At 72.8% G+C, this 21,986-nt stretch carries 21 protein-coding genes; 13 read left to right on the top strand and 8 right to left on the bottom strand.

Features of this window, described 5'->3' with window-relative positions; translation table 11 throughout:
- Nucleotides 1-122: 122 nt before the first annotated feature.
- Both IE272_RS25280 and IE272_RS39155 read left to right on the top strand, forming a co-directional pair.
- Nucleotides 123-632 carry a SigE family RNA polymerase sigma factor gene (locus IE272_RS25280; protein ID WP_050356791.1) on the top strand — a complete coding sequence of 170 codons (510 nt, stop codon included), beginning with the start codon at nt 123-125 and terminating at the stop codon, nt 630-632.
- A gap of 76 nt (nt 633-708) precedes the next feature.
- Nucleotides 709-1,602, top strand: a complete 894-nt coding sequence (locus IE272_RS39155; protein ID WP_190008126.1) for a hypothetical protein — start codon at nt 709-711, stop codon at nt 1,600-1,602.
- Between the two features lie 20 nt (nt 1,603-1,622).
- On the opposite strand, the gene IE272_RS25270 is transcribed toward IE272_RS39155, so the two are convergent.
- Nucleotides 1,623-3,299, bottom strand: coding sequence for a bifunctional 3'-5' exonuclease/DNA polymerase (locus IE272_RS25270; RefSeq protein WP_190008124.1), 1,677 nt, complete (start codon nt 3,297-3,299; stop codon nt 1,623-1,625).
- An 88-nt stretch (nt 3,300-3,387) separates the two neighbouring features.
- On the opposite strand from IE272_RS25270, the gene IE272_RS25265 reads away from it, so the two are divergent.
- The 3 genes from IE272_RS25265 to IE272_RS25255 all read left to right on the top strand — a co-directional run bounded on the left by IE272_RS25265 (nt 3,388) and on the right by IE272_RS25255 (nt 7,783).
- Nucleotides 3,388-4,302 (top strand): NADP-dependent oxidoreductase, encoded by a 915-nt coding sequence (locus tag IE272_RS25265; RefSeq protein ID WP_056711918.1) that lies wholly within the window; start codon nt 3,388-3,390, stop codon nt 4,300-4,302.
- A gap of 63 nt (nt 4,303-4,365) precedes the next feature.
- The gene (locus IE272_RS25260) at nt 4,366-5,538 is read left to right on the top strand and encodes a DUF2786 domain-containing protein (protein WP_057663818.1); all 1,173 of its coding nucleotides are present in this window, start codon (nt 4,366-4,368) and stop codon (nt 5,536-5,538) included.
- A gap of 118 nt (nt 5,539-5,656) precedes the next feature.
- A complete protein-coding gene (locus IE272_RS25255; protein WP_190008122.1) occupies nt 5,657-7,783 on the top strand; it encodes an FUSC family protein in 2,127 nt (708 codons plus the stop codon).
- Between the two features lie 33 nt (nt 7,784-7,816).
- On the opposite strand, the gene IE272_RS25250 is transcribed toward IE272_RS25255, so the two are convergent.
- On the bottom strand, nt 7,817-8,335 hold the full coding sequence (locus IE272_RS25250) for a hypothetical protein (RefSeq protein WP_190008120.1): 519 nt from the start codon (nt 8,333-8,335) through the stop codon (nt 7,817-7,819).
- A gap of 254 nt (nt 8,336-8,589) precedes the next feature.
- Between IE272_RS25250 and IE272_RS25245 the strand changes: the two genes are divergently transcribed.
- Nucleotides 8,590-8,832 carry a DUF397 domain-containing protein gene (locus IE272_RS25245; protein WP_003968242.1) on the top strand — a complete coding sequence of 81 codons (243 nt, stop codon included), beginning with the start codon at nt 8,590-8,592 and terminating at the stop codon, nt 8,830-8,832.
- A 37-nt stretch (nt 8,833-8,869) separates the two neighbouring features.
- Here IE272_RS25245 and IE272_RS25240 read toward each other — a convergent pair whose 3' ends face one another.
- The gene (locus IE272_RS25240; protein ID WP_050356784.1) at nt 8,870-9,376 is read right to left on the bottom strand and encodes an ATP-binding protein; all 507 of its coding nucleotides are present in this window, start codon (nt 9,374-9,376) and stop codon (nt 8,870-8,872) included.
- 355 nt (nt 9,377-9,731) lie between these two features.
- Between IE272_RS25240 and IE272_RS25235 the strand changes: the two genes are divergently transcribed.
- Together IE272_RS25235 and IE272_RS25230 are read left to right on the top strand one after the other, a co-directional pair.
- On the top strand, nt 9,732-10,595 hold the full coding sequence (locus IE272_RS25235; RefSeq protein ID WP_190008118.1) for a Sco1979 family transcriptional regulator: 864 nt from the start codon (nt 9,732-9,734) through the stop codon (nt 10,593-10,595).
- Nucleotides 10,596-10,653: 58 nt separating this feature from the next.
- Nucleotides 10,654-12,111: an aldehyde dehydrogenase family protein gene (locus IE272_RS25230; RefSeq protein WP_057663807.1), complete on the top strand. Its 1,458-nt coding sequence runs from the start codon at nt 10,654-10,656 to the stop codon at nt 12,109-12,111.
- 17 nt (nt 12,112-12,128) lie between these two features.
- On the opposite strand, the gene IE272_RS25225 is transcribed toward IE272_RS25230, so the two are convergent.
- On the bottom strand, nt 12,129-13,130 hold the full coding sequence (locus tag IE272_RS25225) for a GlxA family transcriptional regulator (RefSeq protein WP_229897649.1): 1,002 nt from the start codon (nt 13,128-13,130) through the stop codon (nt 12,129-12,131).
- Nucleotides 13,131-13,194: 64 nt separating this feature from the next.
- Between IE272_RS25225 and IE272_RS25220 the strand changes: the two genes are divergently transcribed.
- The 4 genes from IE272_RS25220 (at nt 13,195) to IE272_RS25205 (ending at nt 17,072) form a co-directional block, all read left to right on the top strand.
- Entirely contained in the window at nt 13,195-14,520 is a 1,326-nt protein-coding gene (locus IE272_RS25220; protein ID WP_190008116.1) for an MFS transporter, read from the top strand.
- Nucleotides 14,521-14,562: 42 nt separating this feature from the next.
- Nucleotides 14,563-15,204, top strand: a complete 642-nt coding sequence (locus IE272_RS25215; RefSeq protein WP_056700412.1) for a PadR family transcriptional regulator — start codon at nt 14,563-14,565, stop codon at nt 15,202-15,204.
- A 78-nt stretch (nt 15,205-15,282) separates the two neighbouring features.
- Nucleotides 15,283-16,248: an ATP-binding cassette domain-containing protein gene (locus IE272_RS25210; protein WP_050356780.1), complete on the top strand. Its 966-nt coding sequence runs from the start codon at nt 15,283-15,285 to the stop codon at nt 16,246-16,248.
- Entirely contained in the window at nt 16,245-17,072 is an 828-nt protein-coding gene (locus IE272_RS25205) for an ABC transporter permease (protein ID WP_190008114.1), read from the top strand. The genes IE272_RS25210 and IE272_RS25205 overlap by 4 nt, the downstream gene beginning before the upstream one ends.
- Nucleotides 17,073-17,144: 72 nt before the next feature.
- Here IE272_RS25205 and gad read toward each other — a convergent pair whose 3' ends face one another.
- From gad to IE272_RS25185, 4 genes are all read right to left on the bottom strand, one after another.
- Nucleotides 17,145-18,572 (bottom strand): glutamate decarboxylase, encoded by a 1,428-nt coding sequence (gene gad / locus IE272_RS25200; RefSeq protein ID WP_190008112.1) that lies wholly within the window; start codon nt 18,570-18,572, stop codon nt 17,145-17,147.
- 42 nt (nt 18,573-18,614) lie between these two features.
- Nucleotides 18,615-19,238, bottom strand: coding sequence for an NAD(P)H:quinone oxidoreductase (wrbA, locus tag IE272_RS25195; RefSeq protein ID WP_050356777.1), 624 nt, complete (start codon nt 19,236-19,238; stop codon nt 18,615-18,617).
- Nucleotides 19,239-19,383: 145 nt separating this feature from the next.
- Nucleotides 19,384-20,676, bottom strand: a complete 1,293-nt coding sequence (locus tag IE272_RS25190) for an ion channel protein (protein ID WP_056700399.1) — start codon at nt 20,674-20,676, stop codon at nt 19,384-19,386.
- 62 nt (nt 20,677-20,738) lie between these two features.
- Entirely contained in the window at nt 20,739-21,104 is a 366-nt protein-coding gene (locus IE272_RS25185; protein ID WP_012380348.1) for a YbjQ family protein, read from the bottom strand.
- Between the two features lie 150 nt (nt 21,105-21,254).
- Between IE272_RS25185 and IE272_RS25180 the strand changes: the two genes are divergently transcribed.
- Nucleotides 21,255-21,980, top strand: coding sequence for a DedA family protein (locus IE272_RS25180; protein WP_050356775.1), 726 nt, complete (start codon nt 21,255-21,257; stop codon nt 21,978-21,980).
- The last annotated feature ends 6 nt before the right edge of the window (nt 21,981-21,986 follow it).

Here is a 21,986-nt window from a genome sequence, read left to right as displayed (position 1 = left end):
CTCGTGTTCCTCCCCGCCGTCCGGACCCGGCCCGGAAAGATTTTCGCGGATCGTCCGAAACATTTGCCCGCCCCCGCCGCGTCGTACAGGGGGAAGAGCGGAACGGACGGACGGGGGAGGGTATGAGGGCGTCGCGGACCGAGGAGTTCAAGGTGTTCGCGGCCGGCCGGGCCGGCCATCTGTTCCGCTCGGCCTGCCTGCTGACCAGCGGCGATGTGCACCTCGCCGAGGACCTGGTGCAGGAGACACTGAGCCGGATGTACGTGCTGTGGGGCCGCGCCCGCCGGATCGACAACCCGGCGGCTTACGCGCAGACCGTGCTCGTACGGACCTTCCTGACCCACCGGCGACGCCGCTCCGCGAGCGAACGCCCGCTGGCCGAACTGCCCGAGGGCGCTCCGGCCGACCCCGACGACCCGGCGCTGCGGATGACGCTGCTCCGGGCCCTGGCCCAACTGGCGCCCAAGGACCGAGCGGTCGTGGTGCTGCGGTACTGGGAGGACCGGAGCATCGAGGAGACCGCCGCCGCCCTCCAGGTCAGCCCCGCCGCCGTACGGACCCGCTGCGTGCGGGCGCTCGGGCGGCTGCGTGAACTGCTGGGCGGCAGCATCGCGGAGTTCGCCGCCCGCTGACCTCCGTGCGCCCGCCCAACCGGCCCCTCGGGGCCGTCAACTGTCGAGCATCCAGAACGAGAAGTGGTGGTTCCCCATGCCCAGCGAAGACGATCTGCCGTTCGAGGACGGCCTCGGCGCGGAACTCCGCCGTGCCGGAGAGACCTTCGAACTGTCCGGCCGAGGCGCCGTGGTGGACGGCGCGCTGGAGCGCGGACGGCGCACCGTGCGCCGCCGCCGTGCCGCCGCCGTGGCGGGCAGTGTGCTGACCCTGGCCCTCGTCGGCGGCGGGGTCACGTTCGCCACCGGTCAGCTGAGTGCCTCCGGCGACGTGGCGGGGGTCGCGAACAGCGGTCCGGCCGCGCCGACGGCCGCGACCTTCGCTCCCACGAGCGTGGCCGGGGGCACGCCCGCGCCCCCGTCGCCCGCCCCCGCCACGTCCGCCGCGAAGGACGCGGGGAAGCCGTCGCCCGACCCGAAGGACGCCGCGAAGCCTTCGCCCGGTCCGAAGGACACCGGGAAGCCGTCGGCCCCCGCGAAGGACACCGGGGCGCAGGCTCCCCCGCTCGACTACACGCTGCTGATGCCCACCTTCCGCGCCCTGCTGCCCGAGGGCCTCTCCGTGGGGGAGGAGACGGACACCGGGGGCGAGTTCGTGTCGGTCGTCGTCGACGACGGCGAGGGCCGTTCCCTCGTGCAGATCAATGTGCAGGCCGACATGCGGGACGTCGCCGACGATCTGTACGGCGAGGCGACCACCCTGCCCGACGGCACCCTGCTCGCCACCTCCAAGGAGCCCGGCGAGAAGGGCGGCGCGGGGGTCGTCCAGTGGTCGGCCGACACGATGCGCCCCGACGGCATGCGGGTCGTCGTCTCGGCCTTCAACTCCGGCGCGCAGTCGACGCCCGCCACCCGTCCGGAGCCCGCGCTCACCATGGACCGGCTCGTCGCCCTGGCGACCAGCCCGGAATGGCTGAAGCTCCAGCAGTAGTCCTCCCGCGCGGCCCCCCGTCACTTGGCGTCCGCGTACCGCTCCACCACCGCCGTGGTGAAGGGGAACCGCACCGGCGTCTCCCCGAAGGCGGTCCGCCCGGCCAGCTCGCCCGCCGCGCGGATCGCCTCGGCGACGGCCTCGGTCTCCCCGGCCGGGCAGTGCACGATCACCTCGTCGTGCTGGAAGAACACCAACTGCGCCCGCAGCCCCTGCTCGAAGAGCGCCCGGCGCAGCGCTGCCAGCAGCAGCAGCGCCCAGTCGGCCGCGCTGCCCTGCACCACGAAGTTACGGGTGAAGCGCCCCCGGGCCCGCGCCGGACCGCCGTCGGACGCGGCCCCGGAGCCCTCGGGACCCTCCTGGGGAAGGCCCGCCTCCTCGTCCTGGCCCGCCAGTGCGACCGGCGGGCTGGTCCGGCCCAGCCAGGTCCGCACCAGGCGCCCCTCCTCGCCCGCCCGCGCCGCGTCGTCGACATAGGCGACGGCGAGCGGGAAGCGGCGGCGCAGGGCGGCCAGGTTCTTCAGCCCGTCCCCGGACGTCTGGCCGTAGATCGCCCCGAGCAGCGCCAGCTTGGCGTGGTCGCGGTCGCCGGAGAACGCCCGGTCGGACAGCGCCTTGTAGAGATCGCCGTCATGACCAGCCACCTCCATCAGGCCCCGGTCGCGGGAGATCGCCGCCAGCACCCGGGGCTCCATCTGGTCGGCGTCCGCGACGACGAGCCGCCACCCCTCGTCGGCGACGACGGCCTGCCGGATCACCTTGGGGATCTGGAGGGCCCCGCCGCCGTTGGTCGTCCAGCGGCCGCTGACCGTGCCGCCCGGCTGGTACTCCGGGCGGAAGCGGCCCTCGCGCACCCAGTCCTGGAGCCAGGACCAGCCGTGCGCCGTCCAGATCCGGTACAGCTTCTTGTACGCGATCAGCGGCTCGACCGCCGGATGGTCCACCTCCTCCAGCTCCCACCGCCGGGTCGACTTCACCGGGATCCCCGCCCGCGCGAACGCCTTCACCACATCGGCGGGCAGGTCGGGGCGGACCCTTCGGCCGAACGCCGCCGACACCTCGTCCGCCAGCTCGGCGAGTCTGCGGGGCTCGCCGCCGCCCGCGTACCGCTCGCCCAGCAGTCCGTTCAGCAGCTCCCGGTGGACGTCGGCGCGCCAGGGCAGCCCGGCCCGGTGCATCTCGGCGGCCACGAGCATCCCCGCCGACTCCGACGCGGTCAGCAGCCGCATCCGGTCCGGGTGCTCCGCCGCGTCGTGGCGGCGCACCTGGTCCGCGTAGACCCGGAGCAGCCCCTCGAACGGCACCCCGGTGCCCGACGGTGGCTCGAAGAGGGAGGACTGCGCGCCCGGTTCGGCGGACCGGGCGGGCGGGTCCGGCGGCACCGGCGCGTTGTCCAGCCGGGCCAGCGCGGCGGCGGCGGAACGGGGCTCGCCGAGCCGCCCGGCGTGCCCGAGCAGCAGCAGCTCGGCGCACTCGATGTCGTAGCACCGCTCGACCCGGACCCCGGCGGCCAGCAGCCGGGGGTAGATCTCGGCGGTCGACCGCCACACCCAGCGCACCACGTCGGGCCGGGAGCGGATTGCCTCGACGAGGTCGGGCTCGGCGCGGACCGGCCCGGCGGGCAGGCCGTCCCGGGACAGCGGCGCGAGCAGCGCCCCGCCCCCGTCCGCAGCAGCCACCGCCCACCGTTCGGTCATGGGTGCGAGTCTGGCACCCGCCACTGACAGTGCCCCGGAGGCGGGGCGCCGACTGGCCGCTCGTCCCCGCAGCCGTGAGGATCACTCCATGGAAGCGATCGTGTACGAGGAGTTCGGCGGCCCCGGCGTCCTGCACCTGGAGCGTCTCGACCCGCCGCGCCCCGGCCCCGGCCAGGTCCGGGTCGCCGTGCGGGCGGCCGGCGTGAACCCGCTCGACCACAAGATCCGGAACGGCTGGATGGAGGGCGCCTTCCCCACCCCGTTGCCCGCCACGCCCGGCGCCGAGTTCGCCGGGGTGGTCCTGGAGGCGGGGGAGGGGGTCTCGGAGTTCGCCCCCGGTGACGAGGTCCTCGGCTGGAGCGCCACCGGCTCCTACGCCACCGAGGCGCTGGCCGAGGCCGCCTCCCTCGCGCGCAAGCCCGCGGGGCTGTCCTGGGAGGAGGCCGCCGCGCTGCCCGTCGCGACCGACACCGCCTCCCGGGTGCTGGACGAACTGGCTCTGGCCGAGGGCGAGACGCTGCTCCTGCACGGGGCGGGCGGCGGCGTCGGCTCCGTCGCCGTACAGCTCGCGGTGGCCCGCGGCGCGACCGTCATCGGCACCGCGTCCCCGGCCAACCACGACTATCTGCGGGTGCTGGGCGCGGTCCCGGTGGCGTACGGGGACGGGCTGGTCGAGCGGGTGCGGGAGCTGGTCCCGGAGGGCGTGGACGCGGTGTTCGACGCGTCGGGGCGCGGCGCGCTGCCCGCCTCCATCGAACTGCGCGGCGGCACGACCGACCGGATCGTCACCATCGCGGACGGGGACGCGGCCGAGCTGGGCGTCGCCTTCTCCTCCGGCGGCGGCGGACCCTCGGCCGACCGCCTCGGGGCGAACGCCCGGCTGGCGGAGACCGGTGAGCTGCGCGTGGAGATCGCCCAGGTCTTCCCGCTCGCCGACGCCGCGAGCGCCCACGCCCTGAGCGAGGGCGGCCACGTCCGGGGCAAGCTGGTCCTGCTGCCGTAGACGGCCGTGCGGGCGGTGACAGCGCGTGCGGGCCGTGCGGGCGGTGCGCCTACCCTTGGCCGGATGGAATCGGTGATCGACCGGGCGTGCGCGGCGGCCCTCTACGCGGAGGGCGACGCCGCCCTCGACACCGGGGCCTCCCTGCTCGCCGCCGCTCCGGAGGCGGACGCGGAGGCGCACCGGCGCGGCGAGGAGTTCGTACGCCGGGCGTGGGACCGGGGCTGGCACCCGGCCGACCTGGTGCGGTTCGTCCGCCACGAGCTGGACGAGCGGCGGGCGTCGCTGGCCGCGACCCTGATCGCCGCCGAGACCGCCCGGTATACGGAGCTGCCGCCCCGCTGGCGGCAGCAGCTCGCCGAACTGCCCGCCCCCGTGCCGCGCAACCGACCGGACCGGTTCCGTTACGCCGGTGACCTGCTGGAGCTGTACCGGCTGCTGCTGCGGCTGCCCGCCATCGAACCCGTGGGCCCCCCGCCCGGCGCCGCCGCCGAGCAGCTGCACCGGCCGCCCGCCGCCGACGAGCCCCGGATGCTCACCCGGATCCGGGCGCTGCTGGCGAAGGCGGAGGCGACCGGCTTCCCGGAGGAGGCCGAGGCGCTGACCACCAAGGCGCAGGAGCTGATGGCCCGGCACAGCATCGACGAGGCCCTCCTCGCCGCCCGGACGCACAGCCGCGAGACGCCCGGAGCCTGCCGGATCGGGGTGGAGCCCCCGTACGAGAGCGCAAAGGCGATCCTGCTCGACGCCGTCGCCTCCGCGAACCGCTGCCGGGCCGTGTGGAACGACGGTCTCGGCTTCACCACGGTCGTCGGCTTCGAGCCGGACCTGGAGGCCGTCGAGCTGCTGTTCACCTCCCTGCTCGTCCAGGGGACGGCCGCGATGACCCGGGCGGAGGCCGGGCAGCGCGCCGGGGGGCGCAAGCGGACCAAGACCTTCCGGCAGGCGTTCCTGATGGGGTACGCCCAGCGGCTCGGCCGCCGGCTCGCCGACGGCGCCGAGCGGGTCACGGCGGCGGCGGACGGCGCCGACGCGGCCCCGGCCGGCGAGCTGCTGCCGGTGCTGGCGGCCCGGGACGTCGCGGTCACCGACGCCGCCGGGCGGATGTTCCCGAGGACCACGACATCCCGGGTCCGCGGCGTCACCGACCTGGACGGCTGGACGCACGGCACCGAGGCCGCCGACCGGGCCCACACGGGCGGCACGCCCCGGGGGCCCGAGGGGGAGATCAGGCCCTAGGGCCTGCTCTCGAACTGCCGTCTGCCGGGCGACGCCCGGCACTGGGGTCGACCGGCGATCCGGGTCGGCTTCGCGGGGCTAAGCCCGGCTTGTCCGGGATTGCGGCTAGGCTCGGCCCATGAGCTGGCTCCGGGCGCTGAAGGAGACCGCCCGCTCGGGGCTGGAGATCGAGCGGCAGAGACTGGAACCCCTCATCGCCTTCCGCGGTGCGGCCGGCCTCGCCCTCGTCGTCGGGGTCAGCCTCGTGCTGTTCGGGCCGGAGATCGCGGCGAGCTCCGCGTTCGGCGCGTTCCAGGCGGCCATCGCCACCTTCCAGCGCAGTTGGCGGCCCCGCCCGGTCCTCGCTCTGGTCTCCGGCATGAGCCTCGCCGTCTCGACGTTCGTCGGCTATGTCAGCGGCGCGCACGTCGTGCTCTTCCTCTGTCTGCTCGGCGTCTGGACCTTCCTCGCCGGGCTCGCCTGGGCGGCCGGCCCGACGGGCGGCATCATCGCCGCGTCCAACGTCGCGATCATGCTGGTGACGATCACCCTGCCCACCTCGGTCGTGGACGCCGCCGCCCACGCGGGGATGATCGCCGTCGGCGGCTTCGTACAGGCGGCGCTCATCGTCCTCTTCCCGGTCCGCAGATGGGGCGCCCAGCGCGACGCGCTCGCCGACGCCCTGGCCGCCGAGGCCGACTACGCCCGGCGGCTGCGGCACGACCCGGTCGCCCCCTTCGACCCGCTGCCCCTGATGACCGCCCGCAGCGCCGCCGCCGTCACCCCGCGGGAGGCCCGCCGCCGCCCCGCCGAACTGCACGGGGCCCGGGGGGTCGCCGAGCGGCTGCGCCCGGTGCTCGCCTCGCTCGCGGACCCGGCGATGGGGGTGCCGGGCGACGGTCTCGAACGGCTCTGGGTGAACGAGCTGCTGGGCGCGGCCGGATCGGTCCTGGACGCCGCCGCGCGGGCCGTCCGGCACGGCGAACCCGTCCATCTCTCCGCCACCGACCTGGGCGTCCTGAAGACCCCCGACAACGACGTGATCCTCGTCGGCCCCGCCCGCCGCGCCGCCGACCGGCTCGCGGCCCTGCTCGACGACGTCCTGGAGATCGCGGAGGGCACCGGGACCGACAGCGGGGTCCCCTCCGACCTCGCCCCGGACACCCGGCACCGGCCCACGCTGCTGAAACTGGTCCCGGTGGTGCTGGCCTCGATGCGCCGCGAGCTGCACCACGGCTCGCCGATCATGCGCCACGCCATCCGGGTCGCGGTGGTCGCCGTCGCCGGGTACTTCGTCGGCGAGGCGGTGCCGCTCGGCCACGGCTACTGGGCCCCGATGACCGCCGTCATGGTGATGCGGCCCGAGTTCTCGCAGACGTACGCCCGCGCGGCGGGACGCTTCGGCGGCACCCTGGTCGGCGTCGGGCTCGCCACCGCCGTCGTGCAGACCGCCCACCCCGACGCCCGGCTCTCCGCGCTCCTCGCGGTGGTCTGCGCCTGGCTGATGTACCTGCTGATGCGCACCGGCTACGCGGTCGGCCAGGTCTGCGTCGCCGCGTACGTCGTGTTCCTGCTCGGCATGGCCGGCGACGACTGGTCCCAGACCGTCACCGAGCGCATCGTGCTGACGCTCGTCGGCGGACTCCTCGCGATGGTCTCGTACGCCGTCTACCCGGCCTGGGAGACCCCGCGGCTGCGCAACCGGCTGGCCGAGTGGCTGGTGGCGGACGTGGAGTACGCGGCCACGGTCGTCGACCGGTACGCGGACCCCGCCGCCCGGGACGCCGAGGACGTCCGGGACGCCCTGATCGCCACCCGGGAGGCCCGTGTGGCGTGGCAGGAGGCGCTGGCGACCGCCCAGCACGAACCCGTACGCCACCGGGGCATCTCCCGGGCCGCCGCCACCGACGCCCAGCACGCGCTGGCCCAGCTGGGCCGGTCCGCGATGGTCCTGGAGGCCCATCTGCCGGCCAGGTCGGCCGATCCGGTGCCCGGCGCCGCCCAGCTGGCCGAGGCGTTGCGCGGGGCCACCGAGAAGGGCGCCAGGGCGGTACGGGAGCGGCGGCTGCCCGACTGGCAGCCGGTGGTGGACGCGGTGGCCCACTGGGACATGCCCACCCCGACGGACGACGGCACGACGCCGATCGGCGACCCGGTCGTGCGCCGGGGCGCGGCGCTGCTCCTGGACGCGCTGGAGGAGTTCACCCGCGCCCTGGACGAGCGGGGCGGCTCCACCCGCGTCAGCAGCACGCTGGCCGAGGGCTGAGCGGCCCGGGCGGGCGTCAGGCCGGGGCGGGCGTCACGGCGCGGGGACCTCGGGCAGGTCCGCGACGTCGGGGAGCGAGGGCATGCCGCTCGGCAGCTTGCCCGGGTCGGCCTTGGTGAGCGTGTCCTTGACTCCGCCGTCCCACGAGAGGACCAGCTTCGTGCCGTCCACGGAGTCGATCGCGCCCATCGTGCGGTCGGCGGAGCCGCCGGTGCACTTCAGCGCCAGCATCGGTTCGCCGCCCATGTCCTTCACATCGCCCTGGCACACCGACTGGTCGGCGACGAGGGCGACCTTGCCGCCGGCGATGGACACGGTGACGTTCTTCGCGTCCGTCAGCCCCACCCAGGTGCCCTCCAGCGCCGCGGCGTCCGTGGCGCCGCTTCCTGCGGACTCCCCGGAGCCGTTGCCGCCGCCGCCCCCGGGCGTCGCGCTCGCCGCGGAATCCGCGCCGGAATCCTTGCTCGCGTCGCCGCTGCCGCAGGCGGTCAGCGCCAGTGCGGCGGCCAGAGCGGCGACCGCGACGGCGCCGGTGCGTAGAGAGCTGGTCACGTGGAGTTCCCCCTTGCTGTTTTCCGGTCGAAAGACCGCGCCACGTTACCAAGGTCCGCAACGATCAACTCCCTTGAACGGGAGCGAAATAGGCGTGCCGTTCGTCTCTCTTCCCGGAGGCGCGACCGGGGCGGATAAGCCTGTAATCAAAGGAACACCCGGCGTGCACGTGCATCTGCTCATGCATTGGCATATGAACAGAGCTATGATCCGAGCTAGTTGACACTTGCACCTTGCAACTCGGGGAGCGTCCTGTGCACCACGTGTACAACGGCATGGCGGCCACAGAGCTTCGCGGAGTCGTCTGGCAGAAGAGCAGGCACAGCAACTCCCAGGGATCCTGTGTGGAGTTCGCGCGGCTGCCCGGAGGGAATGTGGCGATGCGGAACTCCCGTCACCCCGACGGGCCCGCCCTCGTCTATACGCCCGCGGAGATAGAGGCGTTGCTGCTCGGCGTCAAGGACGGCGAGTTCGACCACCTCGCCGCCGGCGCCTGACGCGCGGTCCGGCCCGGGACGGGCCGGACCGGAGTACTCACGAACCCGTCTTCGGGTTCTCCTGGAGCCGGAAAAGGGCCCAGACGACCTTGCCGTACAGCGGGCCGGAAGGCAGTTCCCCGAGCTGTACGGGAGAGGGGTGCCAGCCCCAGCTGTCACTGACGCATTCCACCAGGAACAGTCCGCGGCCGGATTCGGCCGAATCCGCGGCCTCGCCCGCCACCGGGCTCTCCCGGCTGGGATCGCGCACGGCGCACACCAGTCGCGAGGTCCAGCGCATCAGGTGCAGGCGCACCGGCGGGTCCTGGAATTCCCGGGGCGGATCGTCGGGCAGTGCGTGGCGCAGGGCGTTGGTGACGAGTTCGGACACCACCAGGGCGACATCGTCGAAACGGTCGCCCAGTTCCCATCGCTCCAGCGTCGACCGGGTGAACTTCCGTGCTCCGCCGACCGCTTCGTAGCGTGCGGGCAGAGCGCAGGACGCCGATCCGGCAACCCCTGAGGGGTCGGTGGGGGGAAGCCCCTGCCGTAACGGCTCGAGCATCGTCGATCCATTCGTCCCCATACGAGGCACTCCCGGGATTCGCGGCTGTAGCGGCACTGCCTGTAGCGGTACTGCGGGGGGTACAGCGGCACAACACGAGCACGCAGGTGCGCGAGGACCATGGTTCCGAATGCGCAGGGCAGATGCAAGGGCAGATGCACGTGCACGCGCCGGACCTGCCCGATACCGTGGTGGTTCTGGGGCATTTCTTCCCGGGGTCAGTTTCGGAGCTTTCTGGACGTCTTCCCATTTCCGTAATCGAATGAGTACGGGCTGAAGCGTTTTGGTGGCAGAATCCGGCACTCGGGGTTGGGGGGCTCCGGATGCCAGGTAGGCGATGGGGAGGGTCGGACCAGTGTCGGCAGGCGAGTCGAGTGGATCGGTGGTGCGGCGCATCCTCCTGGGCTCTCAGCTCAGGAGACTGCGGGAGTCGCGCGGAATCACCCGTGAGGCGGCCGGCTACTCGATCCGGGCCTCCGAATCGAAGATCAGCCGCATGGAGTTGGGACGGGTGAGCTTCAAGGCCAGGGACGTCGAGGACCTGCTCACGCTCTACGGGGTCGCGGACGAGGCTGAGCGCGACTCCCTCCTCGGTCTGGCCCGCGAGGCCAACGTGGCGGGCTGGTGGCACAGTTACGGAGACGTGCTGCCCGGCTGGTTCCAGACGTACATCGGCCTGGAGGGCGCGGCCTCCCTCATTCGTATCTATGAAGTGCAGTTCGTGCACGGGCTGTTGCAGACCGAGGCGTATGCCCACGCCGTCGTCTCGCGCGGGATGCGCGGAGCCTCGCCCGCCGAGATCGACCGCCGGGTCGCCCTGCGTCTGGAGCGTCAGAAGGCCCTCGTCTCGGAGCGCGCCCCGACGTTCCACGCCGTTCTCGACGAGGCGGCGCTGCGCCGGCCGTACGGCGAACGCGACGTCATGCGTGCCCAATTGCGGCATCTGATCGATATGTCGGAGCAGCCGAACATCACGCTTCAGGTCATGCCCTTCAGTCACGGCGGTCATGCCGGCGAGAGCGGATCGTTCACGATGCTGCGTTTCCCGGAATCCGATCTGTCGGACATTGTCTATTTGGGGCAGCTGACGAGCGCGCTCTATCTGGACAAGCCCGAGGAAGTCGCGCAGTACGAAAAGGCCATGGCGGGCCTCGCCCAGGACAGTCCCACTCCGGAAGACAGTCGGGATCTTCTGCGCGGTCTACTCCAACTGGCGTAATTTCTCGTTACGATGACGTCGCATCAGGAGTCTGCGAACGCCTGCAGTAAGGGATTGCATGTCCTTCTTCCATGAACTGGCCCACCAGTACATCGACGGCGAGTGGCTGACCGGCAGCGGCTCGTGGGACATCATCGATTTCAATCCCTACAACGGTGAGAAACTCGCCGCCGTCACCGTGGCCACCGCGCTGGAGGTCGACCGGGCCTACCGGGCCGCCGAGCGGGCCCAGCAGGAATGGGCCGCCGTCAATCCGTACGAGCGTCGCGCCGTCCTCGAACGCGCGCTCCGCATCACCGGTGAGCGCGCGGAGGAGATCGCCGAGGCGATCATCGACGAACTGGGCGGCACCCGGGTGCGGGCCCAGTACGAGGTCCGGGGCGCGACGGAGTTCCTGCGCGAGGCGATCCGCCAGGCGCTGCGGCCCACCGGGCGGCTGCTGCCCGCGGTGGGGGACGGCAGGGAGAACCGGCTCTACCGGCTGCCCGTCGGCGTCGTGGGCGTCATCAGCGCCTTCAACTTCCCCTTCCTGGTGACGATGAAGTCCGTCGCGCCCGCCCTGGCGCTCGGCAACGCGGTCGTCGTGAAACCCCATCAGAACGCGCCCGTCGTGGGCGGCGGCCTGATCGCGAAGATATTCGAGGACGCCGGGCTGCCGGCCGGGCTGCTCAACGTGGTGATCACCGACAGCGCCGAGATCGGCGACGCGTTCATCGAGCACCCCGTACCCAAGGTGATCTCGTTCACCGGCTCCGACCGGGTCGGCCGGCACATCGCCGCCACCGCGGCCGGCGCCTTCAAGCGGACCATCCTCGAACTGAGCGGGAACAGCGCCCTGGTGGTGCTGGAGGACGCCGACGTCGACTACGCCGTCCGGGCGGCCGTCTTCAGCCGCTTCCTGCACCAGGGTCAGGTCAGCATGGCGGCCAACCGGATCCTGCTGGACCGGTCGGTGGCGGCGGAGTTCACCGAGCGGTTCACCGCCGAGGTGGCCGCCCTGAAGACCGGGGACCCGAGGGATCCGGAGACCCGGATCGGACCCGTCATCAACGCCTTCCAGGCCGACGCGCTGGACGCCCTCGTCGACCGGGCGGTCGCGGACGGCGCGACGGCACTCGTGCGCGGCCGGACCGTCGGCAACGTCGTCGGCCCGACCGTCCTGACCGACCTCCCGGAGGACTCCCCGCTGCTTCAGCAGGAGATCCTCGGCCCGGTGGCCCTGCTGCTGACGTTCGACGGCGAGGAGGAGGCCGTGCGGATCGTCAACCGGGGCCCGTACGGCCTCAGCGGCGCGGTGCACACCCGGGACGCGGAGCGCGGGGTGAAGTTCGCGCAGCGCATCGTCAGCGGGATGTTCCACGTCAACGACTCCACCGTGCAGGACGATCCGCTGGTCGCGTTCGGCGGCGAGAAGACGTCCGGGGTGGGGCGGCTGAACGGCGAGGCCGTCGTGGAGGCGTTCACCACCCAGAGGTGGATGTCGATCCAGCACGGGCGTTCGGTCTTCCCGTACTGAGGGGGCCTCCGCCTTCCTCAGTTCCCCGGGCCCCGGAACGTGGTCCGGTACGCGCTCGGCGAGACGCCCAGCGCCGCGTGGAAGTGGTGGCGCAGATTGGCCGCCGTGCCGAGTCCGGCGCGCGCGGCCACCTGCTCGACGGGCACGTCCGACTCCTCCAGCAACTCCCGGGCCAGTTCGATGCGTTGCCGGGTCAGCCAGTTCATGGGCGTCAGGCCGACCTCGTCCCGGAACCGCCGGGTGAAGTGCCGGACGCTCATCGACTCCCTGGCCGCCAACTGCCCCAGCGTGATCGGGTCCTGGAGCCGCCGCAGCGCCCATGCGCGGGCGGCCGAGGTCCCGGGAGCCGACCGTTCGGGCACGGGGCGCCGGATGTACTGGACCTGCCCGCCCTCGCGGTGGGGCGGTACGACGGTGCGCCGGGCCACGTCGTTGGCGACGGCCGTTCCGTGGTCCCGCCGGATCATGTGCAGGCACAGATCGATCCCGGAGGCGCAGCCCGCCGAGGTCAGCACGGTCTCCCCGTCGGTGTAGAGGACGTCCGGGTCCAGCTCGACGCGCGGGAAGAGCCGGGCGAACAGGTCCGTGTACCGCCAGTGGGTGGTCGCGGTGTGTCCGTCGAGCAGCCCGGCGGAGGCCAGGACGAAGGCGCCGGTGCAGATCGAGGCGACCCGGGTCCCGGGGCGGATCAGGGCGAAGGCCTCGGCGAGCGGGGGCGGGAGCGCCGGCGTCTCCTGGACGTAGTCCTCGTACGAGGAGAGGACGATCACCGTGTCGGCCTCGGCCAGCGCCCCGGGGCCGTGCGGGACGGCCACGGTGAAGTCGCCGTCCGTGCGCACGTCCCCGGGCGACAGGGAGCAGGTGGCGACCTCGTACAGCGGCTCGCCGTCCGCCGAGGCCCCCTGTCTGGCCTGTCCGAAGAGCTGGTGCACGATGCCCAGCTCGATCGGGAGCAGGACCTCGCGGGCGAGCACGGCGACGCGGTGCCGTCCGGGGCGGGTGAAGACCGTCATGGCCATATTCTTGCGCACCTGGTCCATCTGGACACTCGTGAGGACGGACCCCGCTCGCGACGCTGAGTCCATGGCCTCTTCGACCTCGGCATCCCCGTACACACCGCCCTCCCGCCGAAGCTTCCGGATCCACCGCGCCTGGCTGATGGCCGCCGTCGCGGGCGCGGCCATCGTCACGGCCGGGGCGTTCGCCACCGTGCCGGGCCTGCTGGTGACGCCCCTGCACGAGGAGTACGCCTGGGAGCGGGGGCAGATCGCGCTCGCCGCCTCGGTGAACATGGTGCTGTTCGGCCTCACCGCCCCGTTCGCGGCGGCGCTGATGGACCGGATCGGGGCCCGTCGGGTCGTCATGGGCGCGCTGCTGCTGGTCGCGGCGGGGGCGCTGCTCACCGGCTTGATGACGCGGCCGTGGCAACTGGTCGCGTACTGGGGTCTGCTGATCGGCCTCGGCAGCGGCTGCCTGACCATGACGTTCGCCGCCGGGATCACCGCCCGCTGGTTCGACCGGCGGCGCGGCCTGGTGACCGGTGCGCTCAGCTCCTCCAGCCACCTGGGCCAGTTGCTCTTCCTGCCGTTGCTGGCCTGGTCCGTCGGGCGCTTCGGCTGGCGTCCGCCGGTGGTGACGCTGGCGCTCGTCGCCCTGGCGGTCGCCGCCCTGGTGTTCCTGCTGCTGCGCGAGCATCCGGCTGATGTGGGTGCGAAGCCGTACGGGGCGAGGGAGTTCGTCCCCCGGCCGCCCCCGGTCCCCGGGGCGGCCGGGCGGGCGCTGAGGGTGCTGCTGCGTGCGGCGCGCACCGGTCCGTTCTGGCTGCTGGCCGGGATGTTCGCCCTCTGCGGGGCATCCACCAACGGCATCATGTGGTCCAACTGGGCGCCCGCCGCGCACGATCACGGCATGCGGGCCACGGCGGCGGCCTCGCTGCTCTCCCTCGTCGGGATCTTCTCCGCCCTCGGCGCGCTGCTGGCCGGCTGGCTGACCGACCGGTTCGACCCGCGCCGCCTGCTGACCGTCTGCTTCGCCGTCCGCGCACTCACCCTGCTCGCCCTGCCCCTGGTGTTCGCCGCCGAGGTCACGGCCCCGATGCTCCTGTTCGTGGCGGTCTACGGACTCGTCGACGTGGCGACCGTGCCGCCCGTCATCGAGCTCGCCCGCCGGGTGTACGGAGAGGACGGCCCCGTCGTCTTCGGCTGGACGAACGCGGCCCACCAGCTGGGGGCGGGCGCCTCGGCGTACCTCGGGGCCACCGCGCGGGACGTCCTCGGCACGTACGACGTGGTGTGGGCCGCGCTGGCGGCCGGCTGCCTCGCCGCCGCGCTGCTGGCCCCGGCGGTACGGATGAGGGCACACCGACCGGCTGTCCGCAAGCGGGCGGCTACCCTAGTCAAAGTTGAATAGGCGCTCCGGCGCGGAATGCCGCCGGGGGAAGGGATGGATGTCATGTCCGCGATCCGGCTGCTGGTCCTCGGCGCCGTGCGTATGCACGGCCGCGCGCACGGCTATCAGGTCCGCAACGACCTGGAGTACTGGGGTGCGCACGAGTGGTCCAACGCCAAGCCCGGGTCGATCTACCACGCCCTGAAGCAGATGGCGAAGCAGGGACTGCTCGTCGCGCACGAGACGGCCCCCTCCACGGCGGGCGGCCCGCCGCGCACCGAGTACGAGGTCACGGACGAGGGGCTGGCGGAGTACCGCGCCCTGCTGCGTGACGCCATCCGCTCCTACGACCAGCAGATGGACGTCCTCTCGGCGGCGGTCGGGTTCATCGTCGACCTGCCCCGCGAGGAGGCGGTCGGGCTGCTCAAGGAGCGGATCGAGGCCATGAAGGGGTGGCGGGACTCGGTCACCGAGTACTACACGCCCGAGGAGGGTCCCGGATCCCTCGGCCACATCGGCGAGATCATGAACCTGTGGGTGCACTCGGCCGACGCCGGCGTGGAGTGGACCCGGGGCCTGATCGCCCGCATCGAGGGCGGCGCGTACACCTTCGCCGGTGAGGGCGAACCGTTCGTCGGGGTGCTGGCCGATGGCGAGGAGAACCCCTACGCCACCGGTGTCCCCGATCCCGGGGACCACGACTAATCAAGTTTGACGAATGGCGGATCGGGGTTTACCTTTTCCCCTGCTAGTCAAGTTTGACTACAGGAGGGTGCGGACATCGTGACCGATGCGATCGTCATGGACGGCGTGCACAAGCGGTACGGGGAGAAGCGCGCCCTGGACGGACTGGACCTGGCCGTCGGCAGCGGCACCGTGCACGGAGTGCTCGGCCCCAACGGGGCGGGCAAGACCACCGCCGTACGGATCATGTCGACGCTGCTGCGCCACGACGCGGGTCGGGTGACCGTGGCCGGCCTCGACGTCCGTGAGCGGGCGGGCGAGGTGCGGCGCAGGATCGGGCTCCTCGGCCAGCACGCCGCGGTGGACGAGCAGCTGGGCGGGCGGCAGAACCTGGAGATGTTCGGGCGGCTGTACCACCTGGGCGCACGCCGGGCGGGCAGCCGGGCGGACGAGCTGCTGGAGCGGTTCGGCCTGGCGGACACCGGGCGCAAGGCCGTCAAGCAGTACAGCGGCGGCATGCGCAGACGCCTCGACCTGGCCGCTTCGCTGATCACCGACCCGGACGTGCTGTTCCTGGACGAGCCGACGACCGGCCTCGACCCGCGCGGCCGGACCGAGGTGTGGGACGCGGTGCGGTCCCTGGTCGGCGGCGGCACCACGGTGCTGCTGACCACGCAGTATCTGGAGGAGGCGGACCAGCTGGCCGACCGGATCTCGCTGATCGACGGCGGCCGGGCGGTGGCCGAGGGCACCCCCGACGAGCTGAAGGCCCTCGTCGGCGGCGACCGGATCGACATCGTCCTGCGCGACGCGTCCCGGCTGGTGGAGGCGGCCGCCCTGCTCGGCGGCGCGGACCTGGTGCTGGACGCCGACCGGCGGCGGATCGGCGCGCCCGCCCCGGACCGGATGGCGGCCCTGGCCCGGGCGGTGCGGGTGCTGGAGGAGGCGGGCATCGAGGCGGAGGACATCGCGGTGCGCCGCCCCACCCTGGACGAGGTGTTCCTGTCGCTGACCGGACAGCCCGTCGACGAACAGCCCGACGAGAAGGCGGAGGTGGCGGCATGAGCGCGACGACGACGGTGGCCCCCGGACCGGGCGGGGCGCCCTCCCGGCTCGGCTGGGCCCTGGCCGACTCCTGGACGATGACCCGCCGCGAACTGGCGCACTGGGCCCGGCAGCCCGTCCAGGTGCTCGTCGGCCTGGTCTTTCCGGTGATGCTGCTGCTGATGTTCACGTATCTGGTCGGCGGCGGCCGGGGCGTGGACGGCGACCCCACGGAGTTCCTGGTCCCCGGGATGCTCGCGCTGACCATGGCCTTCGGCCTGGAGAGCACGATGCTCGCGGTCACCCAGGACCTCGGCAAGGGCGTCATCGACCGCTTCCGTTCGATGCCGATGGTCCCCGGCGCCGTCCTGGTCGGCCGCAGCGCCGCGGACATGCTCCAGTCGACGGCCGCGCTCGCGGTGATGACCGGGGTCGGGTACGCGGTCGGCTGGCGCTGGCACCACGGGGCCGCCGCCGCGCTGGGGGCGTTCGGACTGCTGCTCCTGCTGCGGTTCGCGATGCTCTGGGTCGGCATCCTGCTGGCCATGGTGGCGGGGCGGCCGGAGATGGTCGCGGCGGTCCAGATCCTGGTCTGGCCGGTCGGCTTCCTCTCCAACGTCTTCGCCGCCCCCGAGTCGATGCCGGGCTGGCTGGGCGCGGTGGTCGAGTGGAACCCGATGTCCGCCACGGCCACCGCCGTACGGGAGCTGTTCGGCAACCCGGGCGGCGCGACCGGCTCCTGGGCGGCGGAGCACGCCGGGCTCCTCGCGGTGCTCTGGCCGGTGGCCATCATCGCGGTGTTCTTCCCGCTGGCCGTGGTCAGGTTCGCGCGGCTCAGCCGGTAGTCGCGCTCAGCGGCGCCGGTGGTCGCGCTCAGCGGCGCCGGTGGTCGCGCCCGGCGGTCTCGGAGGGCGCGCTCAGTGGTGGAAGGAGGTCGGGACCGCGCGGTCGTGGCTCAACGGGTGCTTCTGGTCACGGAGTTCGGGCAGCAGCGCCTTCAGGTCCTCGATCAGCAGCTCGGCCAGGTCGGAGGAGAACCCGTTGCGGCACACCACCCGCAGCACCGACAGGTCCTGCCGGTTGGCGGGGAAGGTGTACGCGGGCACCAGCCAGCCGCGCTCCCGCAGCCGGCGCGACACGTCGAACACGTCGTACGCGTGGATGTCCGCGTTCGTCGTGAAGGCGAACACCGGCAGCTCGTCGCCCCGGGTGAGCAGCCGGAAGTCGCCCAGCTCCTCCACGGCGCGGGCCAGGCCGCAGGCCACGTCCCGGGAGGCCTGCTGGACCGCCCGGTAGCCCTCGTGCCCGAGGCGCAGGAACGTGTAGTACTGCGCGACCACCTGCGCCCCGGGCCGGGAGAAGTTCAGCGCGAACGTCGGCATGTCGCCGCCCAGGTAGTTGACCCGGAAGACCAGCTCCTCCGGCAGCGCCTCCGCCGTACGCCACAGCGCCCAGCCGACCCCCGGGTAGACGAGGCCGTACTTGTGCCCCGAGGTGTTGATCGACGCCACCCTCGGCAGCCGGAAGTCCCACACCAGGTCCGGGTCGAGGAAGGGGGCCACCATCGCGCCGGACGCCCCGTCCACATGGACCGGGATGTCGAGGCCGGTCCGCTCCTGGAGGGCGTCCAGGGCCGCGCACAGCTCCGCGATCGGTTCGTAGGACCCGTCGAAGGTGGAGCCGAGGATGCCGACGACCCCGATGGTGTTCTCGTCGCAGAGCTCGGCGGCGGCCCCCGGGTCGAGGTGGAACCGCTCGCCCTCCATCGGGACGAGCCGGGCCTCCACCTCCCAGAAGTTGCAGAACTTCTCCCAGCAGACCTGCACATTGACGCCCATCACCAGATTGGGCCGGGCCGTCGCCGGATAGCGGTCCGCGTTCCGCTTCGCCCAGCGCCGCTTCAGGGCGAGCCCCGCGAGCATGCAGGCCTCGCTCGACCCGGTGGTCGAACATCCCACGGAGGCCCTCGGATCGGGCGCGTTCCACAGGTCGGCGAGCATCGCCACACAGCGCCGCTCCAGCTCGGCGGTGCGCGGGTACTCGTCCTTGTCGATCATGTTCTTGTCCCGGCACTCACCCATCAGGACGCCGGCCTGCGGCTCCATCCAGGTGGTGACGAACGTGGCCAGGTTGAGCCGTGAGTTCCCGTCGAGCATCAGCTCGTCGTGGACCAGCCGGTAGGCCGTCAGCGGCGGCAGCGGGCCGTCGGGCAGCCGGTGCCGGGGCGGCGCGGTGTTCATCGCGGCCGTCGGGTCCGCCTCGCCGAAGAACGGGTTCAGGGCGAGCCTGCGCCGCTCCTCGGAGGGTTCGTCCTGTTGCGGGTGGGCACCGCGGTGGAGCGGCATGGTGGGGCCCTTCTCTCGGCCGAAGCGGTCGGGGTGCGGGGGTCAGCTCTCGGCGGCCAGGCCCGCCTTGATCGCCCGGGTGAACTTCACGACCCGCTCGGCCTGCACCCGGGCGGCGGTCAGGGTCTGCTCGCCGACCGGGATGTCGCCCTGCCCGGCGACGTGGGAGGTGCCGTACGGATTGCCGTCGACGAACTTCGTGGGGTCGGTGTACCCGGGGGTGACGAGAATGCCGCCGAAGTGGTGGATCGTGTTGTAGAGCGCGAGCAGCGTGGACTCCTGGCCGCCGTGGGCGGTGGCGCTGGAGGTGAAGCCGCTGTAGACCTTGTCGGCCAGCTGCCCCGCCTGCCACATCCCGCCGAGCGTGTCGAGGAACTGCTTCAGCTGGGCGGTGACGTTCCCGTACCGGGTCGGCGAACCGAGGATCACCGCGTCCGCCCACGCCATGTCGTCCGGTGAGACCTCGGGGATGTCCGCGGTCGCCCGGACGTTCTCGGCCCACGCCGGGTTGGAGTCGATGGCCGCCTGCGGGGCGAGCTCCGCCGCCCGGCGCAGCCGCACCTGCGCCCCGGCCCGCTCCGCGTCCCCGGCGATGGCCTTCGCGATCGTGGCGACGGTGCCGGTGGAGGAGTAGTAGATGACGGCGACGTTGACGGGCGTGGGCATGCGGGAGACCTCCGTCGAAGCAGCGGGGCGCAAAAGGCTCTTATCAGTGGATAACGATGCTGAAGCGCACGCAGCAGACGATACGGAGGTTCGGCGTGTCCGGCGCGCCGAACGGGGCCTTCTCCGTGACCGGGGCGCCGCCCCCTCAGCGCAGCGACTTCCCGTCCCCGTCCAGCTGCATCTGGGCCCGCCCGGTGACCAGCAGCCAGGCGGGCAGGGTGGCCGCGCACAGCAGCGGCAGCACGGAGGTGTCGCTGACCAGCACCGCCGCGGTGAACAGGCTCACCCAGCCCTGCCGGGTGACGGCCAGCAGGACGCCCAGCACCGCGCAGGACACCGCGAGCGACGGCGGGACCGCGTCGACCAGCGCGTGGGCGCAGAGCCCCAGTGACACCCCCGCGAAGACCGCGGGGAAGATCCGCCCGCCCCGGAAGCCGCAGGCCGCCGCGATCACGAGGGCGGCCGTCTTCACCACCGCCATCCCCGCGAACTCCCCGGCCGACCAGCCGTCGGGGTCCCCGGCGAGCACCTTCACCTCGTCGAGCCCCTTGAAGAGGGTGAGGTGGCCGCCCAGCGCGCCGAGCAGTCCCAGCACCAGCCCGCCCAGCGTCAGGGCGAGCACCGGATGCCGCAGCGCCGTGAAGGCCCGGTGGGCCACCGGGAAGGCGTACACCGCGAGCAGGCCGAGGAGCGCGCCCGCCGAGGCGATCAGCAGGGCGGAGAGCAGATCGCCCCAGTGCGGTCCGGCGTACGCCGGGAGGGACAGGTCGAAGCTGGGGTGTGCGATCAGCGACATGGTCAGCGCGCCCGCCGTGCCGGCCGCGAGCGGGGCGAACAGCCGGTCCCAGAACGCCCCGGGGCCCGGCTGCGAGGCCAGCGCCTCGGAGAGGATCAGCGCCGCGGCGACCGGGGTCCCGAAGAGGGCCCCGATGGTCCCGGCCGCGGCGAGCGCCACCCACAGCTCGCCCGGCGCACCGGGCGCGAACCGCCGGCCGAGCCAGAAGGCCAGCGCGATGTTGGCCGCCGTGATCGGGTTCTCCGGCCCGAGGCTCACCCCGCCCGCCAGCGCCAGGGTGGTCACCAGGAGCAGCCCGGGCACGATGCCGGGCCTCATCGGCGCGTCCACCAGCCCGGTGGTGGCCGGATCCGGCCCGCCGTGCCCGGGCACGGCCCGTAGGGCGAGCCCCACCGCGAGGCCGGTCGCGGTGAGCATCACGATCATCCACAGCGAGGAGAACCGCCCCACCCCGAGCGCGTCGGGCAGGGTCTCCCAGAGCACGTCCTGGAGCTGCTCCGCCAGCAGGCTCACCCCGAGCAGGATCAGCGCGCAGACGACGCCGACCGCGATGGCGGGCAGCACGAGCGGCAGCAGCCGCCGGGCCGGGGCGGCCGGAGGGTGCGGGGGAGCCGGCGGGGGTGCGGGGGATTCGGGGGCCACCGGCTCACCCTAGGGTGACAAAGCTGACAAAACGCTTCAATGGTGGCCCCAGTGGCCCCGCGTCACACCTTGCTGATCACCGCCGCCGTCCCGTACGCGCAGACCTCCGTGCCGACGTCCGCCGCCTCCGTGACGTCGAAGCGCATCATCAGGACCGCGTTCGCGCCCCGGGCCCTGGCCTGCTCCACGAGCCGTTCCATCGCCTGGTTGCGCGTCTCGACCAGCGTCTTGGTCAGCCCCTTCAGCTCGCCGCCGATCATCGACTTCAGCCCGGCGCCGATCTGGCTGCCGAGGTGACGCGACCGCACGGTCAGTCCGAAGACCTCGCCGATGACCTGCGTCACCTGATAGCCGGGTACGTCGTTCGTGGTGACGACCAGCACGTCCGCCTGGGCCGCCTGGCCACCGCCGAATTCCTCAATGCCCATGTTTGTGGCACCTCCTGTGATCAGCTTCGGGTCGCTCCGCACGATGCGCATTCCCGCTGTGCGCCACTGGAACCAAGGGCACCGGCCGGGCGTTGATAGCTTGGGGCAGCCACAGAGCCGCCATCGCACACCATCCTGGAGCCCGGACCCTTGAATACGCTTGCGCTCGGACCGAGCTGGCTGGACCCGGACTATCTGCTCAACACGTTCGGACTCCCCGGCCTTCTTCTCATCGTCTTCGCCGAGTCCGGCCTCCTGATCGGGTTCTTCCTGCCCGGCGACTCGCTGCTGTTCACCACGGGGCTGCTGGTGACCACGGGGCAGCTGAAGTACCCGCTCTGGCTCGTCTGCACGCTGGTGGCCGTCGCCGCGATCGTCGGAGACCAGGTGGGCTATCTCTTCGGCCGCAAGGTCGGCCCGGCCCTCTTCAAGCGCCCCGACTCCCGCCTCTTCAAGCAGGAGAACGTGGAGAAGGCCCACGAGTTCTTCGAGAAGCACGGACCGAAGTCCCTGGTCCTGGCGCGCTTCGTGCCCATCGTGCGCACCTTCACGCCGATCATCGCGGGCGTCAGCCGGATGAACTACCGCTCCTTCATCACGTACAACGTCGTCGGCGCGATCCTCTGGGGCGTCGGCGTCACCGTGCTCGGCGCGATGCTCGGCAAGATCGACTTCGTGCACGAGCACATCGAGATGATCCTCATCCTGATCGTGCTCATCTCCGTGGTGCCGATCGTGGTCGAGGTGCTGCGGGCCCGCAGCCAGGGCAAGAAGGCCGCCGCGGCCGAGGCCCTGGAGGGCGACGGCTCCGGCCGCCCCCCGGCGGGCGGCAACGGCCCCGCCACCGGCCAGCGCGGCCGGCACGCCAAGCGCTGACCTCGC

Origin of the sequence: Streptomyces anulatus, from assembly GCF_014650675.1 — a bacterium.
GTDB classification, from domain to species: domain Bacteria; phylum Actinomycetota; class Actinomycetes; order Streptomycetales; family Streptomycetaceae; genus Streptomyces; species Streptomyces anulatus.
This window is presented reverse-complemented; position numbering and strand designations above follow the sequence as displayed.